The sequence below is a fragment of the Streptococcus tangpeifui genome (genome assembly GCF_011038795.1).
Lineage (GTDB): Bacteria > Bacillota > Bacilli > Lactobacillales > Streptococcaceae > Streptococcus > Streptococcus tangpeifui.
Window position 1 is genome coordinate 26814 of the sequence record NZ_JAAKDU010000011.1, and the last position, 15855, is coordinate 42668.

The following is a 15855-nucleotide window of genomic DNA, read 5'->3' on the forward strand; positions in this document are numbered from 1 at the left end:
TCCTCTAATCGCTTTAGTTTTTTTCACGTTTTGCCAGTAATCCTGTCAAAGTGAGGAAGACCAGACTCATACCAAAAATAAGACCGCTGGTTTTATCTCCTGTCTTGGGTAACTGTTCCGAAGACTTAGCAGAGGACTGACCAGCAGAAGAGCTCTCACTGTCCATACTTGTTGGAGTTGATGTCTCTAAATTTGGAAGTTGCGGCGTTGTTGGCTGACCGACTTCACCTGGTACTAAAGGATTTTTTGGCAATTCTGCTGAATTTTGATCAGCTGCTGGATCTCCAGACTGACTTGCCTGACCTGAACCACCATTAGGCTGATCCGCTGGGTCCGCTGGAAGAGTTGCAGAACCTTCTGGATTGTCAGCTGGGTCAGCCGGATTGCCTTGTCCTTGAACCTGTAGGGGTTGATTCCCATCTAATTGGCTTCCCTGATTATTAGGAACGGCTGGAGCACTTGGCTCCGGCACTAAATCAGCCGTCTGATTATTATTGTCTTGTCCAGAATTTGGACTTGACATTTCACTCTCAGGACTAGCTGGCTGTGCAGGCGTGGCTGGAGCTGATGGCTCTTCATTAGAGGCTGGAGCTGGATTAACAGCAGGCTGATCGGGCTCTGTAGCAGCAGGCTCCGATGTAGCGGGGTCGGCTGACTGAGCTGAATCCGGTTTAGCAGCTTCTGGTGCTGCAGCTTTATCAGCTGCTGGATCCGCCAAGTTTGACTCTCTTTCCTGCGGTTGCTCTGATTGAGTCGGTGCTTCGGTAAAACTTGGATCTTGAGCTTGAACTGATGGTTCTTGAGGCTTATCAACACCTAATCCTTCTGCCGGAGTAGCTGGGGTTTCAGCTGCTGCTGGTTCCACAGAGAAGTTGCCTGCTGGCGTTACTGTTTTCTCTGCTTGGTTTCCTGCTTCCGGCTGAGGTTCAACCGCTTCTGCAAGAGGTTGACTGGCTTCCTCTTCTGGCTTATCTTGAGTAGCTGGTTGCTCAGTTGCTTCAGGTTGAGCTGAATTTTCTGGAGCAGTTGGACTTGCTACTGGATCCGTTCCCTCAGGTTTAGCTTGAGCTGGAACTTGAGGCTGTTCTACTGGGGTCGCTGGCTGATTTACTTGGCCTTGAGCCGCTTTGTCATCAGTCGCTTTATCAGCAGGAGCCGCTGATTGTTCTTGCTCAGAGTCAGGGGCTGATTTTTCATCTTCAGCTGAGATATAGACAACATCCCAAAGTGTCAATTTAGGAACATTGATAACGAGAACTGGCTTACCGGTTTCGTCAGTTTCTACTGAGGCAGAAACTTTTTGCATATTAGATTTAGACCAGTCATCTGGAGATGTTACGTAGGTTTGATTTGCCATACGTTGGGCATCTTCCATTGATACATCACCAAGAGCATACTTAACAGTCAAGTTTGTTTGCTCATCTGGTGTCTTGTTAGCTTCTGAACCATCTTCATTTTTCCAATCGGAATTAATTCCCATCAGATTCAGAAGTTGAACAGTTCTAAAGTTATTGCCTTTTTTGCCATAAGTCCATACTTGGTGGCCATTAATACCTTTGGCATCAGTTGACAGAAGTTTACCTTCTGAATTATAAGTATTTACTTGGGCATCATCATTTTCAACACCATCACGCAAAATATTTTCATAAGCTGTGATGAATTGTTGATAATCATTATTTTTACGAGTTAATTCGCTTGAAGTCTTCAAGCTTTGAGTTGGGTAATAAGCAGTTTGAAGGACACCAATACCTTGGCCTCCGTCTATTTCGTTCTGCTGATTAGCAAGAGCTGCAAGAGACATGTGATAGCCACCGGCAGCTGCGATCGAAGCGCTGGTCAAAAGAACAGCATCTGTTTGCAAGGCCTTACCAGCCTCTGCATCGCGTTTAGAACCTCCTTTTTCGCTGCCTTCCATATAGGCACCGACAATAAGAGACTTACCTGTTACCTTACGAACCTCATCGACACGCGCCTTCAAATCACCGTATTCGGTTTGATTGCGACCATCCTTGAGAGCTGAACCACCAAATGGCCAGATTTCGTTGTAGATAACATCTTGATTACCGTCTTTAAGGCGGTAGATTTGTTCACCGTTAACATCGTTTACGGTTAAGTAGTAATTTGGTAATTTTTCTTTAATGGCACGAAGGAATTCTGCATACCCTTCTGTTAACCAATGTTTCTTGCTTGGGTCATTGCTATCCTTATCGGCATAGCTGTAAACTTCATTATCTCCAATAGTGTCACCTTGCCAACCATCAAAGCCGCCATTTTTCATAGCTTGGCCCATTTTATCGGCAATGTAGTTTTGCCATTGTTTACTGGTTGGATTGTAGTAACGTTGAATTTGAACATCTTCTTCTTTGCCGTCTTTTGGAATTTTTACGGTATAAGACATCGGCTGTCCCTTGGCACCATAACCACGGTCATCACTGTTATAAGCATATTCCGTTTCTGGTAGGGCAGGAGCTTCACCCGTATTAGTGTTTTCAGCCAAGATCATATTATAAAGCATGGCTACTGCACCGCCTTCATGAACTTGGTTAACAATATCTTTGACAGCTTGGGTCTCAATTTCAGAACCACTCCAAGTATTCCAATCTTGTTTGAAACGTTCTTCGTCACTTGGGAATGGGTTAGTGGCCGTCTTGTAAACATCGTAGAAGAAATATGAATTAATGTTCATATTCTTCAACTTTTCAAGTGCGGCACGGTAGCGATCAGTATCCTTAGATAGAAGGCTATTGTTGGTATCTTGTGAACCACCTACGATACCATAACGAGGAAACTTGGTCCAATCGCTTTCAACAGCAATGGCACGATTGCTTTCACCTAGTGTGTTATTGTTAACATCAGCTACTTTAATTTTAACTAGGTAACCGCGGTTGTTTTCAAATTGCGATGCAGGAATCTTCAAGTCACCTGCTTGCATCTTGTAACCTTCACCGGCTTTCAGGTGTCTCGTGAACTTATAAGTTCCCAACTTATTGTCAACATAATAAACATCAGCATAAACGGTTATGTCCTGCTCTTGATCTGTTGTATTTTTAAAATCAACAGACAGGCTGACATCTTCACCTGGTCGATAACTGGCCTTATCGGCTGATAAATCCAGAATAGCATCACCCGCTTGTGAAGCAATAACTGACCGGGTCGCTGTTACCTGAGCACTAGTGGCCCGAATAACACCTGGTCCTTGATTGCTAGTTGATTGGTTTTGGGCAGCTTCTTGGTTTGAGCCCGTTTGTTCAATTGCTGAACTGGCTGGAACTGACCCTGAAGCTGAATCCTCAGAAGTAATTTCTGGAGGGGTTTGTTTTGCTGGATCTTGCAATTTTGTACTGGAGTCCGAACTGGCAACTTCCTGCTGGGAATTACCTTTAAAACTCACATTGCTAGTGTCTTCTTCTGCTGGCTGAGTCTCTTCTTGCCATTGACTGCGTTCAAGAATCGTCTGCGACGACGCTGGATGGCTAGCTGTGGACGCTTCGTCTGCAACTCGGGGGTGGTTGACAACGTCTTCTGCATGAGCAGAACGAGCTGGCAGAACGAACATCATCCCACAGGCAAGTAAGACAAGCATGCTGGGAAGCGTTAGCATTTTGTTCTCCACGGTCTTTTCTCCTTCTAATTTTTATAATCAAGCGCTTTGTGGTGAGAGCCGCTCGAAAACTCATGAATTGTATTTTACTGAAAATTCAAGAAAACTCAACCCCAATACTTGAAAGCAGTAACTAATTTCATACCCAAAACTATCTTGATTTTACTGACTTTGTCAAATAAAAAAAGAAGCAAGGCCCGCGATGGCCTGCTTCCTCCATTACATAAAACTCAAATTATCTAACTTATTACTATTTTATTACAAAATGTGAACAATTTGGTAGTTGAAATAATTCAATCCCTAAAACACTTGTTAAATCAAGCTTTCTCAGATTTTTAATCTTTTTAGCGATTTTTGCTGTCAAGAAGAATTGTCACTGGTCCATCATTGATCAAAGACACTTTCATGTCCGACCCAAATTCTCCAGTCTCAAGAGGAATTTTTCGGGAAAGAATTTGGTTGAAGTCTTGGTAAAGTTTTCTGGCCATTTTGGGTGGGGCTGCCTCTGTAAAGGCTGGACGATTTCCCTTTTTCGTATTTGCAAACAAAGTAAATTGAGAAACTGAAAGAATTTTTCCCCCAATATCTTTCACCGAAAGATTCATCTTCCCTTCATCATCAGAGAAGACCCTCATATTAAGGACTTTGCGAGCCATATATTCCAAGTCTTCTTGATGATCTTCAGGGTCAACCCCAACCAGTAACAAAAGGCCTGAACCAATTGAAGCAACCATTTCCCCGTCAATACTTACCTGCGCTTGACTAACTCGCTGCAAGACAATTCTCATAATCGTTTATGGCCTCCATTTTAAGTTTTAGGATCTTAGGCAAGAGAATTAGGTATCTACTTAACCATTTGTCCGTTTTACGGAATAGACATCAGGGACTACCTTTATCTTATCGACAACCGTTGTTAAGGTGTTTAAATTAGGGATTTTGAAGCTAACATGAATATTGGCAAATTTCATGTCTTTGGTTGGTTGAGCATTAACAGTTGAAATACTCTTAGTTTGTGTTGATAGGATTTGCAGGATATCGTTTAGGAGCCCCGAACGATTGAGACCATAAATATCAATCTCTGCTAAATACTCTTGGCCCAGTTTGCTGGATTCATCCCACTCAACATCAATCAGTCTTTGTTCGTAACCATCCTGACTTTTAATATTATGGCAGTCTGCGCGGTGGATAGCTACTCCACGTCCCTTGGTAATATAGCCCTCAATCGGATCTCCCGGAACAGGGTTACAGCACTTGGCGATCCGCATTAAAAGCCCAGAAGCACCTTGGATGATGACCCCGTTTTCACTTTTTACCTTGAGAACATCCTTGTTCTGATGCTTGACCTCACCGCCATTGATCAATTCATCAGCCTCTGCCTTGGCCTTAGCTCGCTCTTCTTCACGTCTTTCTTTTTCAGTCAGTCGGTTAAAGACGGTGGTGGCACTGATTTCACCAAAACCAATAGCAGCATAGAGAGCTTCCTCACTGCGGACACTCATTCTAGGCAGAATTTCATCAATATGTTTCTTGTCCAGATATTTATTGGCCACATAACCTTGCTCTTGGAAATAGTCAATCAACAAATCACGTCCCTTGCTGATAGACATTTCTTTATCTTGGTTTTTAAAGAATTGGCGAATCTTATTGCGGGCTTTGGTTGTCTTGACTAACTTTATCCAGTCTCGGCTTGGACCAAAGGAATTCTGATTGGTAACAATCTCAACCACATCACCGGTCTTGAGCTTAGCTGTCAAGGGGACCATACGGCCATTGACCTTAGCTCCGACAGCTTTTTCGCCCACTTGGGTATGAATGGCATAGGCAAAATCAATAGGGCCAGAATCCCGAGGCAGCTCCTGCACATCTCCTGAAGGCGTGAAAACGTAGATACGAGCGGAGAAGATGTCCTCCTTGACTGAGTCGACAAATTCCTGAGCATCTCCGTTAGAGCCTGCCTGCAGTTCAACCAAGTCCTGAATCCAGTTCATCCCAATAGCGGATTCTTGAGCATCGACCTTACCTTTGATACCCTTCTTATAGGCCCAGTGGGCAGCAACCCCATACTCAGCTACCTCGTGCATCTCTTGGGTACGAATTTGAATTTCAATAGGACCCTTAGGGCCATAAACCGTTGTATGAATGGATTGGTAGCCGTTCGATTTTGGATTGGCAATATAGTCTTTGAACCGTCCCGGCATAGGACGCCAAAGCTCATGGATATAGCCCAGCATGGCATATACATCGCTAGGGGTATCCATAATACAGCGGATAGCAATCAAATCATAAATCTGATCGAAGCGTTTCTTCTTATCCCGCATTTTACGGTAAATAGAATAAATGTGTTTAGGTCGACCGTAAATCTTTCCGTGAAGCCCCTGTTCAGCTGTATAATCTTTGATTTTCTCAACAATCTCATCCACTAAACTTTCGCGTTCCCGCCGCTTTTCGTGCATCATGTGGGAAATCTTATAGAATTCTACCTCATTGAGATAGCGAAAGGCTAAATCTTCCAGTTCCCACTTGATAGCACTAATCCCCAAACGGTGGGCTAAAGGGGCATAAATTTCCATGGTTTCACGAGATATCCGTTTTTGTTTGTCAGGCCGTAAATGTTTTAGGGTCCGCATATTATGGAGACGGTCAGCCAGCTTAACCAAAATAACTCGGATATCCTTAGACATGGCCATAAGCATTTTACGGTGGTTTTCGGCCAATTGTTCTTCATGGGATTTGTACTTTACTTTCCCTAACTTGGTAACCCCATCAACAATCTGGCTGACTTTGATTCCAAAATCTCTTTCAAGATCTTCCAGGGTGACCTCTGTATCCTCCACTACATCGTGAAGAAAACCACAGGCAACCGTTACAGCATCCAGCTGTAAATCAGCTAAGATCCCAGCCACTTGAATGGGATGAATAATATAGGGTTCGCCCGATTGCCGCCTTTGCGTTTTATGAGCTTCTGTTGCATAATCCAAAGCCTTTTGAACCAGAGCAACATCTGCCGGTGCCATATAGGTTTTAACCGCATCAACAACTTCTGGTCCCTTTAAATTTGGGTTACTTGCCATTTCGCTACCTCTAACTAAAACTTATTCTCATCACTAGAAAAGCTCGCCAACTTAGCTTGACTAAGCTAGGCTACACCTATTGAAATCAAAAATTAATCACACTTCGGCCATTAAAATAATTAACTCTGGACTAACACCTAGAAGCATTTTGTAATAATATAGCCTTGTCTTTATTGTACTTCATGTCACAAAGTATATTGATATCCATCACCAAATGTCCTATTTTTGATTTTTGCAGAGTATTAAAGCTATTCCTAAGGACTTTAAGTTGCCTTAATTTTAACACTTTTCATATAGGAAGAAAAGGCGAAAAACCGAGAAAACTTTCCAGCTCTAGCTGCTTGATTTTCCTAGATTCGTCAGACCTTTCAATTTATGATAAACTATAAGCAAGAAAGGCCAAGGATTACCTTATGATTGATAGTCAAGACATCTTAGCAAAAATGAATCCTAACCAAAAAATCAACTATGATCGTGTCATGCAAAAAATGGTTGCCAACTGGCAAGCTCAAGAATTGAGACCTAGGATACTCATGCATGTCTGCTGTGCTCCTTGCAGTACTTACACACTGGAATATCTGAGCCAATGGGCGGATATCACGGTTTATTTTGCTAACTCTAACATTCATCCCAAGGCGGAATACCAAAGACGGCAATATGTGGTTGAGAAATTTATTCATGATTTTAATAAAAACACTGGGCAGACCGTCCAATTTTTGGGTGCTCCTTATGTTCCTAATGAATTTTTCCGAACCGTCCACGGATTAGAAAACGAGCCCGAAGGCGGAGATCGCTGCCGGGTCTGCTATGACTATCGCTTAGATAAAACGGCTGAAAAGGCAGTAGAACTTGGTTTCGACTATTTTGGTAGTGCCTTAACCATCAGCCCCCACAAGAACTCCCAAACTATTAATGCGGTTGGACTTGATGTGCAGAAGATTTACGACACCCAATATCTTCCGAGCGATTTCAAGAAAAATCAAGGCTACCAACGCTCTGTAGAAATGTGCAAGGAATACGATATCTACCGTCAGTGCTACTGCGGCTGCGTCTTTGCCGCTAAAGCCCAAGGGGTCGATTTAGTGCAGATCAAAAAAGAAGCCCAAGCCTTTATGGACGGTAAAAATGGCGAAAAGGATTATGCCCATATCCGTTTCACCTTTAACGGAAAAAAGATTTAAAAAAACGCCAGTATGGCATTTTTTTAAATCCTCATTAATTCTGTATAAAAGCTGACGGCACTCAGGGCATATAAGGGAGCCGTTTCAGTCCGCATAATCCGAGGGCCTAAGCCTATCTTGATTGCTCCAGCCTGCTCGAAAGCGTCAATTTCTTTTGGAGAAATCCCACCTTCGGGTCCAAAGATGAAGAGGACCTTACTGCCTGCTGAAACTTGTTCCAATTCACGCGCCAAAGCAGCCTGCTCTCCTTGTTTAGCGGATTCTTCATAGGCGATAAATACCTTATCAAATACCGATAACCGCTTGATAAACTCAGACTTTTGGGCAAATAGCCTAATATCAGGCACTCGATTACGTTTGGACTGCTCAGCAGCACCCAGAGCAATTTTAGCCAACTTCTCTTCTTTTTTAGACAATTTTTTGCCATCCCATTTAGCAACCGACCAATCCGCAGGAAAGGCCCAAATAGCTTTAGCTCCTAGTTCTGTAGCTTTTTGGGTTACCCAGTCCAACTTGTCGCCCTTGGGAAAACCAGAGGCAATGGTAACAGAAACCGGCAGTTCTACATTATCGTCAAACTTCTCTATCAGTTCCAGAGCCTGCTGAGTTGGGCTAATGACTTTGGCTAAGCGCTTAATGCCATCTTCAAAGACTAAGACAACCTGATCTTCTGCCTTCAACCGCATAACCTGAAACATGTGTTTGGCGGTGTCTTTATCTGTGATAACGAGAGGATTTTCCGGTTGACCCTTAATAAAATACTGTTGCATCTAACCTCCAATTACACCTGACAGATCATCGGTCTTTTTGAAAATAAGAGTATGCCATTCGCCTTGAATCATCTGGGTTTCTAGTAGGAAACCACTACTATAGGCAGCTTCTAAGACGAGATCCAGTTTCTCAGCAATAATGCCTGAAAGAATCAGATAACCCTCATCCTTGACCAGACGGTAGGCATCATCGGTTAAGTTAACTAGGATATCCGCTAGAATATTGGCCACGATAACACTCGCTTCCTGCTCAACACCTTCAAGAAGGTTGCCAGTAGCTACATGAATATTACCCATGTCAGGGTTGAGAGCTATGTTTTCCTGAGCTACCCGAACAGCTACATCATCTAAGTCATAGGCATAGATGGCCTTGGCCCCCAGCAGGGAGCTGGCGATAGAAAGAACACCAGAACCTGTCCCCACATCTAGAACTGTTTCACCGCCCCGCAGAACTTGCTCCAAGGCATAAAGACTCATCTTAGTCGTTGGATGGGTTCCTGTCCCAAAAGCCATACCGGGATCTAGCTTAATAATTTTTTCACCCTGAGAGGGTTGGTAGTCCGTCCAACTTGGCACAATGGTTAAATCGTGACTGATACGACTCGGCTGGTAGTACCTCTTCCAGTTTTCCGCCCAATCCGCCTCAGCCAATTCATGATGAGATAGGCTCATCTGACCCGTTTTCAAGCCAAAATCTGGCAGCTGTCGGATAGCTTGGCTGACCTCAGATTTGATAGCTTCGATAGCCATTGACTCAGGATAGTAGGCTGTAATCCTAATCATGTCAGACTGCTCAACCTCTGGGAAGAGCTCACCATACTTGCCAACAGGTCCAAGATAGTCCGCACTATCCTCAATAGCTACCCCTTGACTGCCTGATTCTACTAAAATATTAGCCACCGCTTCCTGAGCCTCTCGATCAACCACAACACTTAACTCTTGCCACTTGTCCATGATAAGCCTCCTTTAATGATTTTACTATTAGCAAACATCAATTTTTTAATTTTCATTGTAGCCATGCTCTCTAGATTTTAAAACTTGTTTCCAATACTTTTCTCTCTCTAATGCTTTTTGTTTCCCAATGTCATTTTTGCTAAAAATTTCCAGAAGAGTGTATTGAAAATTCGTTTGAATGTACTTAAGACCCTTGTTATGTACTAATTCTCTAAGTCCCTTATTAGGATATTGGTTATCCTCACATTCTTCCTTATCGTATCCATCTTTAAGGTAGGCTGACCAACGTCCATAAATCCCATCTTGGCCATACGCTGAACCAACATACAACTTTCCCGTTTTCGTGTCTGTAATAACATAAACTCCATAAATGGAAGATAGAGGGTTTCGCCAACTTGGGTTATTAAAATGTTTCTTTAAGTCTGAATAGGACCGCGATAAATTTTCAAATCCAGGAAAATCAATATTTCTATCAAAGTACGATTGTGAGGAAACTAGCTCAACTTCCATCTCATTATCAATAATGCTTCTATTAGTGTAAAACCAACTTTGCCCCTTATTTTTCCAATTTAATATTAGCCTTTCTTTGTACTTATCAAATTCGGTTAGTCGCTGGGCACTTGCATACTTAACACCGTTTGTGTGCACTCTACTGTCTCTATCAAGAATAAGATAGGCACCTACGAACAACCATTGAGATACTCTACCTCAATAAATTGGAATTGAATATCTTTAGGATTATTTCGGCTTTTTATATCACTGCCTCTACTTAAAATCCAAGGAATAAAATCATCATCCTTGTCATGATATCCCTTCGCAAAATCATAATCAATCCAATTTTTATTAATCCAACTTTTATTAAACCTAATTTTTATCCGTCTCCCTTTATACTCAGGTCGTGACAACAATTCATCAAAGTTAAAAATATCTTTTAACAAAATTCTTTCTCTATTAGCCATTTTATCTTTATTTATTCTCCCAATAATTATCAGTTACGCCTTTCATAGCATCCATCACTACATCACTGGTCACCCTAATACCTCGGATATTCAAAGAACTCTGTCTCGATGAGTTTAGCTCTGCCATGTTCAAAAGCATCAGTATCCCAATGGAGGCCGAATTCTTGGATGGAATCATCGCTGAGGAAGTCCATCAGATCGCTGAGTCCCTCGGTCGCAACAGCATTCAAGGTTTCTGCAAAATAGTTTAAAAATTCGCGCGATAAGCCTTTTTTCGGTTCATAGGGAATCGTCACCAAGTAGTCTTCAGCATCAAACCGTGATTTTTCAGGATTATAAAAGATGACATAGTCTTCGAAGAGGACATCCTGATCTGACAACTCCCCCTTGTCATCAACAGTTTCAATAGCTGCTAAATTTTGTGCTTCTAAGGCAAAAGCCACTTCCACAGCGTGATTTCGCTTGTCCCAATCCATGGCAAAGTCATAATCAAAGTGCTGTTCCAATTCTTCCTCCAGAACTGATAAAAATCCATACTTAGCCATCTGGTCTCGTCTCCTCTTCTTGCTTTATCCTTTTTTGTGTTACAATAATTCTATCATAAAAATCTACAATTAAAAGGAGCTGTGAGTTATGACAGCTAATCTTGCCCTGCGTATGCGGCCCAAAACAATTGATGAAATTATCGGGCAAAATCACCTCGTCGGTGAGGGTAAAATTATCCGCCGGATGGTTGAGGCCAATATGCTCTCTTCGATGATTCTCTATGGACCACCAGGGATCGGTAAGACTTCGATTGCCTCTGCTATTGCTGGGACGACTAAGTTTGCTTTTCGTACTTTCAATGCTACGACTGACAGTAAGAAACGCCTGCAGGAAATTGCAGAAGAGGCCAAATTCTCAGGTGGTTTGGTTCTTATGCTAGATGAGATTCATCGTTTGGACAAGACCAAGCAGGATTTTCTTTTGCCCCTGTTGGAAAACGGCAATATTATCATGATCGGGGCTACAACTGAAAATCCCTTTTTTTCAGTCACACCTGCCATTCGCTCGCGGGTGCAAATTTTTGAGCTGGAACCTCTGTCTAATGATGACATTAAGGTAGCTATCCAGCGAGCTATTTCCGACAAAGAGCGGGGATTCGATTTTGCTATCACCCTAGATCATGAGGCCCTAGATTTTATTGCGACAGCCACCAACGGAGACCTGCGGTCAGCCCTCAATTCTTTGGAATTAGCTGTTATGTCTACTCAAGCCGACGAAAAGGGGCTGCGCCATATTACCTTAGATACAGTCGAGAACAGTCTGCAGCGGTCTTACATTACTATGGATAAAAACGGCGATGGCCATTATGATGTCTTGTCTGCCCTGCAAAAATCTATCCGCGGATCCGATGTCAATGCCAGTCTTCATTACGCTGCCCGCTTGATTGAAGCGGGCGATCTGCCCAGTCTAGCCCGCCGCCTGACTGTAATTGCCTACGAAGATATCGGTCTGGCCAACCCCGATGCTCAAATTCACACCGTAACAGCTCTAGAAGCGGCTCAAAAAATTGGATTTCCAGAAGCACGGATTCTGATTGCTAATGTTGTGGTTGATCTCGCTCTATCCCCTAAATCGAATTCAGCCTATCTTGCTATGGATGCTGCCTTAGCTGATTTACGGAAATCTGGGAACCTGCCAATTCCGCGTCATTTACGTGATGGCCACTACAAAGGTAGTAAAGAATTAGGCAATGCTCAGGATTATCTCTATCCTCATAATTATCCGGAAAAGTGGGTTAAACAACAATACTTACCCGATAAACTTTTAGGGATTAATTATTTTTCAGCCAATGAAACAGGTAAATACGAACGCGCTTTAGGGGCTAACAAGGACCGAATTGATAAACTTTCTGATTAAAGTAAAGGGATTTTCATAAAAAATAGTATTTTCCCCTTGAAAAAAATTTCAAAAATGGTATGATAAGAACATAAAACTGCTGTGGTATACGAATCCACATCACTGTGTTGACCGACTAAATCTTTGTATTTTGGGAAACATAAGTCTTTTTGCAGTATGCAGGCCGTTTCACGCGGAAGCAACTAAGCAAGAGCGAGTTACCCACCTGCTTTAACTTGCGGGTTCAATACAAAACGTGGATCATCGGTACCAATACAGCTCTTTCTCCTTCCTTAGCTCAGTTGGTAGAGCAGTGGACTCTTAATCCATGGGTCGTAGGTTCGAGTCCTACAGGGAGGATAAACTTGACAAGTGAAAGCCTATGAAAATAGGCTTTTTATTGATTAGGGGTTTATGATGAAAAGAAAATTATTATTGCTGTTATGCCTGCTGGCATCCGGCGCTTTTTTGGTAGCCTGTAACCCAAAAAGTCATTCAAGCTCCGATCGGACGAACGTCACCAGCTCGGCAAACGATGGGAGTCCAAGTACTAAGGGAAAGTTTCATAAGAATCGGCGTCCAGATGATCTGCCTGTGGATGCTGATTCTGCTAAAAAAGATAAGATTTATGCAACCGATGGCAGTGAGATTTACTATGAAGGGTCCAGCTCAGGCTTAACCGCTTCTGCCCCTGACTACAAGGGATATACTGCTGATACGGTCAAGCAAATTCTCGGCGACCCTGATTCAATTATTAATGACCGTTCACAAATGGTAATTGCCTTAAAACAAGACGAACCAAAGCGCATTATCAACCTCTTTAAAAATAAAGATATTACCCGTGAAGAGGCTCGAGCCTTCAACTGGAAAGCCGTGGATTTCGCTTTAGGAAATCTTCGCAATTACTATATCTACGAGTATAAAGAAAAGGATATTATTCTTCTCTTCAATGCTGGTAGCAATACCCTCGTCTACGTCACTCCTAATCCTACCTATGTCTACTGGCGATAATTAATACAGTCCCGTCAGGGATTTTTTCTTTTATAATGAAAATAGAGAGTGGGACGAAAGTCTTACCTTTTTACTATTGCTCTCGATTTACCAATTGGCGCAGGGGTTGGCTGATTTTCTTTTTGCCAGAAGCCAAATCAGAAAACTTAGTCAACTGTGCCGGGGGAGACAGACCAAAATTTTTAATTTTTGGATTCTTTCTCACTCCTTACCTATTTTTATCCCACTCTTAAGCTCTTTGAAACTCTATCGCCAAATTTTCAGAATTTTTGGTATAATAATGCTTAAACAAAAAGGAATGGAGACTATCATGACTGCACAGAAAATGAACGCCCAAGAAATTATTGCTTATATTGGAAATGCTAAAAAGAAGACCAATGTCAAGGTAACCTTTGAAGGCCAGTTGGCAGGAAATGTCCCTGAATCTGTAACAAAGCTAGGTAACGTTCTCTTTGGTGACTGGAAGGACATCCAGCCCCTTCTGGTCAACTTGACTGAAAATAAGGACTATGTGGTTGAACAGGATGGTCGCAACTCTGCTGTTCCCCTGCTTGATAAACGTCATATCAATGCTCGGATTGAACCGGGTGCTATCATCCGCGACCAAGTGACCATCGAAGACAATGCCGTGGTCATGATGGGAGCTGTTATCAATATCGGTGCTGAAATCGGTGCCGGAACCATGATTGATATGGGAGCCATCTTGGGTGGTCGGGCAACCGTTGGTAAGAACAGCCATATCGGTGCTGGCGCTGTTCTGGCTGGTGTGATTGAGCCGGCTTCTGCTGACCCCGTCCGGATTGGTGACAATGTTTTAGTCGGTGCTAATGCCGTTGTTATTGAAGGGGTTCAGGTTGGCAATGGTTCGGTCGTTGCTGCTGGTGCTATCGTTACCCAAGATGTTCCTGAAAATGTTGTTGTTGCCGGAGTTCCAGCTCGTGTCATCAAGAAAATAGACACCAAGACACAACAAAAAACGGCCTTGGAAGATGCCTTACGCAACCTCTAAGTCTGTGATAAAGAGAGTTTGCCCACTCTCTTTTTTATGTAAACCTATCGACTGATAAGCTAAAGACTGTTTGAATAACGAAATCTAACCTGTTCAATCAGTTAGGCTTGTCCGTTAATGAAAGGATTCATTTCTATGTTAGATTTAATTAAAATCCGCCGAGAGCTCCATCAGATTCCTGAAATTGGCTTAGAAGAGTATCAAACACAAAAGTACCTTTTGAATAAAATTACTGAAATTACTCACGGCAAGAATTTTGTCGAACAAAGAACCTGGCGAACTGGTATCTTAGTTTTCTTGCATGGCTCTGCCCCTGAAAAAACAGTAGGCTGGCGGACAGACATCGATGCTCTGCCTGTAGAGGAAGCTACAGATTTAGACTTTGCCAGTCAGCATGAGGGACGGATGCACGCCTGCGGTCATGACATCCACATGACCACGGCTCTGGGACTGTTAGATGCTCTGGTTCAAAAACAACCTAAAAATAATTTACTTTTCCTCTTTCAACCTGCCGAGGAAAATTTGGCTGGGGGTAAGCTTATGTACGAGGAAAATGCCTTTGGTAATTGGCGGCCAGATGAATTTTATGGCCTCCATGTTCGGCCAGATTTAAAGGTTGGCGATATTGCTACTAATACTAGCACCTTATTTGCAGGGACCTGCGAAATCCTTGTAACTTTCAAGGGTACCGGTGGTCACGCTGCCTTCCCTCACAAGGCCAATGATGCCCTAGTTGCTGCAGCCTACTTTGTGACGCAAGTTCAAACCATCGTCAGTCGTAACGTTGATCCGATCGAAGGGGCCGTTGTCACCTTTGGGTCGCTGCATGCCGGGACTACTAATAATGTCATCGCTGAAGAAGCGAAATTACATGGGACCATCCGCACACTGACTCAAGAAATGAACTTATTAACTCAAAAACGACTCCAAGAGATTGCAGAAGGGATTGCTAAATCCTTTGGTTTAGAGGTAGCCGTTGAACTGATTCAAGGGGGGTATCTGCCTGTTGAAAATGACCCTGACTTAGCTAAGGACTTGATGGCCTTCTTTGACCAAAAAACAGATGCCAATCTGATTGATATCTTGCCAGCTATGACCGGTGAAGATTTTGGTTATTTACTTCACCAAATTCCTGGGGTTATGTTCTGGCTAGGTGTTGATTCAGCCTACCCTCTTCACAGTCCGAAAATGACTCCTAATGAAGATGTTCTGCCATTCGCAGTCGAGACTATCAGCCAATTTCTGAACTATCGTGCTAATTAAATTCGAGGCTAGGAAAAAGCTCGTCCAGTATATTCCTATTTTGGAATACACTCTTAGCACGGTGGTTAGGAACAAGACTTGTTAGCTAGGATAACTTAGTCTTAACCCTGCACAGTTCATTAGGTACTTTAGCACCAATGAACCCTTGCTGGATG

13 protein-coding genes, 1 tRNA gene and 1 other RNA gene are annotated in these 15855 nt (G+C 42.9%); 7 read left to right on the plus strand and 8 right to left on the minus strand.

Features of this window, described 5'->3' with window-relative positions:
* Positions 1–13: 13 nt before the first annotated feature.
* The 3 genes from G7Y32_RS10470 to G7Y32_RS08545 all read right to left on the minus strand — a co-directional run bounded on the left by G7Y32_RS10470 (position 14) and on the right by G7Y32_RS08545 (position 6672).
* Positions 14–3601, minus strand: coding sequence for a glycoside hydrolase family 66 protein (locus G7Y32_RS10470; RefSeq protein ID WP_165212959.1), 3588 nt, complete (start codon positions 3599–3601; stop codon positions 14–16).
* A gap of 344 nt (positions 3602–3945) precedes the next feature.
* The gene (gene dtd / locus G7Y32_RS08540; protein ID WP_165212895.1) at positions 3946–4389 is read right to left on the minus strand and encodes a D-aminoacyl-tRNA deacylase; all 444 of its coding nucleotides are present in this window, start codon (positions 4387–4389) and stop codon (positions 3946–3948) included.
* Positions 4390–4449: 60 nt separating this feature from the next.
* Positions 4450–6672, minus strand: coding sequence for a RelA/SpoT family protein (locus G7Y32_RS08545; protein WP_165212897.1), 2223 nt, complete (start codon positions 6670–6672; stop codon positions 4450–4452).
* Positions 6673–7085: 413 nt separating this feature from the next.
* On the opposite strand from G7Y32_RS08545, the gene G7Y32_RS08550 reads away from it, so the two are divergent.
* A complete protein-coding gene (locus tag G7Y32_RS08550) occupies positions 7086–7853 on the plus strand; it encodes an epoxyqueuosine reductase QueH (RefSeq protein WP_165212899.1) in 768 nt (255 codons plus the stop codon).
* A gap of 23 nt (positions 7854–7876) precedes the next feature.
* On the opposite strand, the gene G7Y32_RS08555 is transcribed toward G7Y32_RS08550, so the two are convergent.
* The 5 genes from G7Y32_RS08555 to G7Y32_RS08570 all read right to left on the minus strand — a co-directional run bounded on the left by G7Y32_RS08555 (position 7877) and on the right by G7Y32_RS08570 (position 11081).
* The gene (locus G7Y32_RS08555; protein WP_165212901.1) at positions 7877–8623 is read right to left on the minus strand and encodes a 16S rRNA (uracil(1498)-N(3))-methyltransferase; all 747 of its coding nucleotides are present in this window, start codon (positions 8621–8623) and stop codon (positions 7877–7879) included.
* The gene (prmA, locus tag G7Y32_RS08560) at positions 8624–9577 is read right to left on the minus strand and encodes a 50S ribosomal protein L11 methyltransferase (RefSeq protein WP_165212903.1); all 954 of its coding nucleotides are present in this window, start codon (positions 9575–9577) and stop codon (positions 8624–8626) included.
* Between the two features lie 45 nt (positions 9578–9622).
* Positions 9623–10225 (minus strand): GIY-YIG nuclease family protein, encoded by a 603-nt coding sequence (locus G7Y32_RS08565; protein WP_241154227.1) that lies wholly within the window; start codon positions 10223–10225, stop codon positions 9623–9625.
* A 32-nt stretch (positions 10226–10257) separates the two neighbouring features.
* Positions 10258–10536, minus strand: coding sequence for a hypothetical protein (locus G7Y32_RS10425; protein WP_241154228.1), 279 nt, complete (start codon positions 10534–10536; stop codon positions 10258–10260).
* A gap of 74 nt (positions 10537–10610) precedes the next feature.
* Positions 10611–11081: a DUF3013 family protein gene (locus G7Y32_RS08570; protein ID WP_165212905.1), complete on the minus strand. Its 471-nt coding sequence runs from the start codon at positions 11079–11081 to the stop codon at positions 10611–10613.
* 88 nt (positions 11082–11169) lie between these two features.
* On the opposite strand from G7Y32_RS08570, the gene G7Y32_RS08575 reads away from it, so the two are divergent.
* The 6 genes from G7Y32_RS08575 (at position 11170) to G7Y32_RS08600 (ending at position 15700) form a co-directional block, all read left to right on the plus strand.
* Positions 11170–12438 (plus strand): replication-associated recombination protein A, encoded by a 1269-nt coding sequence (locus tag G7Y32_RS08575; protein ID WP_165212907.1) that lies wholly within the window; start codon positions 11170–11172, stop codon positions 12436–12438.
* A 73-nt stretch (positions 12439–12511) separates the two neighbouring features.
* A non-coding RNA gene (gene ssrS / locus G7Y32_RS08580) (6S RNA) lies at positions 12512–12703 on the plus strand.
* A 1-nt stretch (position 12704) separates the two neighbouring features.
* Positions 12705–12777, plus strand: a tRNA-Lys gene (locus tag G7Y32_RS08585).
* Positions 12778–12852: 75 nt separating this feature from the next.
* Positions 12853–13428, plus strand: a complete 576-nt coding sequence (locus G7Y32_RS08590; RefSeq protein ID WP_165212961.1) for a DUF4947 domain-containing protein — start codon at positions 12853–12855, stop codon at positions 13426–13428.
* A 310-nt stretch (positions 13429–13738) separates the two neighbouring features.
* On the plus strand, positions 13739–14437 hold the full coding sequence (dapD, locus tag G7Y32_RS08595; RefSeq protein WP_004227667.1) for a 2,3,4,5-tetrahydropyridine-2,6-dicarboxylate N-acetyltransferase: 699 nt from the start codon (positions 13739–13741) through the stop codon (positions 14435–14437).
* A gap of 135 nt (positions 14438–14572) precedes the next feature.
* Positions 14573–15700, plus strand: coding sequence for an N-acetyldiaminopimelate deacetylase (locus G7Y32_RS08600; RefSeq protein WP_165212909.1), 1128 nt, complete (start codon positions 14573–14575; stop codon positions 15698–15700).
* The last annotated feature ends 155 nt before the right edge of the window (positions 15701–15855 follow it).

Excerpts from the sequence above, each read along its gene's own strand:
- G7Y32_RS10470 (WP_165212959.1), bottom strand. The coding sequence starts at position 3,601 with ATGCTAACGCTTCCCAGCATGCTTGTCTTACTTGCCTGTGGGATGATG.
- dtd (WP_165212895.1), bottom strand. The coding sequence starts at position 4,389 with ATGAGAATTGTCTTGCAGCGAGTTAGTCAAGCGCAGGTAAGTATTGAC.
- G7Y32_RS08545 (WP_165212897.1), bottom strand. The coding sequence starts at position 6,672 with ATGGCAAGTAACCCAAATTTAAAGGGACCAGAAGTTGTTGATGCGGTT.
- G7Y32_RS08550 (WP_165212899.1), top strand. The coding sequence starts at position 7,086 with ATGATTGATAGTCAAGACATCTTAGCAAAAATGAATCCTAACCAAAAA.
- G7Y32_RS08555 (WP_165212901.1), bottom strand. The coding sequence starts at position 8,623 with ATGCAACAGTATTTTATTAAGGGTCAACCGGAAAATCCTCTCGTTATC.
- prmA (WP_165212903.1), bottom strand. The coding sequence starts at position 9,577 with ATGGACAAGTGGCAAGAGTTAAGTGTTGTGGTTGATCGAGAGGCTCAG.
- G7Y32_RS10425 (WP_241154228.1), bottom strand. The coding sequence starts at position 10,536 with ATGGCTAATAGAGAAAGAATTTTGTTAAAAGATATTTTTAACTTTGAT.
- G7Y32_RS08570 (WP_165212905.1), bottom strand. The coding sequence starts at position 11,081 with ATGGCTAAGTATGGATTTTTATCAGTTCTGGAGGAAGAATTGGAACAG.
- G7Y32_RS08575 (WP_165212907.1), top strand. The coding sequence starts at position 11,170 with ATGACAGCTAATCTTGCCCTGCGTATGCGGCCCAAAACAATTGATGAA.
- dapD (WP_004227667.1), top strand. The coding sequence starts at position 13,739 with ATGACTGCACAGAAAATGAACGCCCAAGAAATTATTGCTTATATTGGA.
- G7Y32_RS08600 (WP_165212909.1), top strand. The coding sequence starts at position 14,573 with ATGTTAGATTTAATTAAAATCCGCCGAGAGCTCCATCAGATTCCTGAA.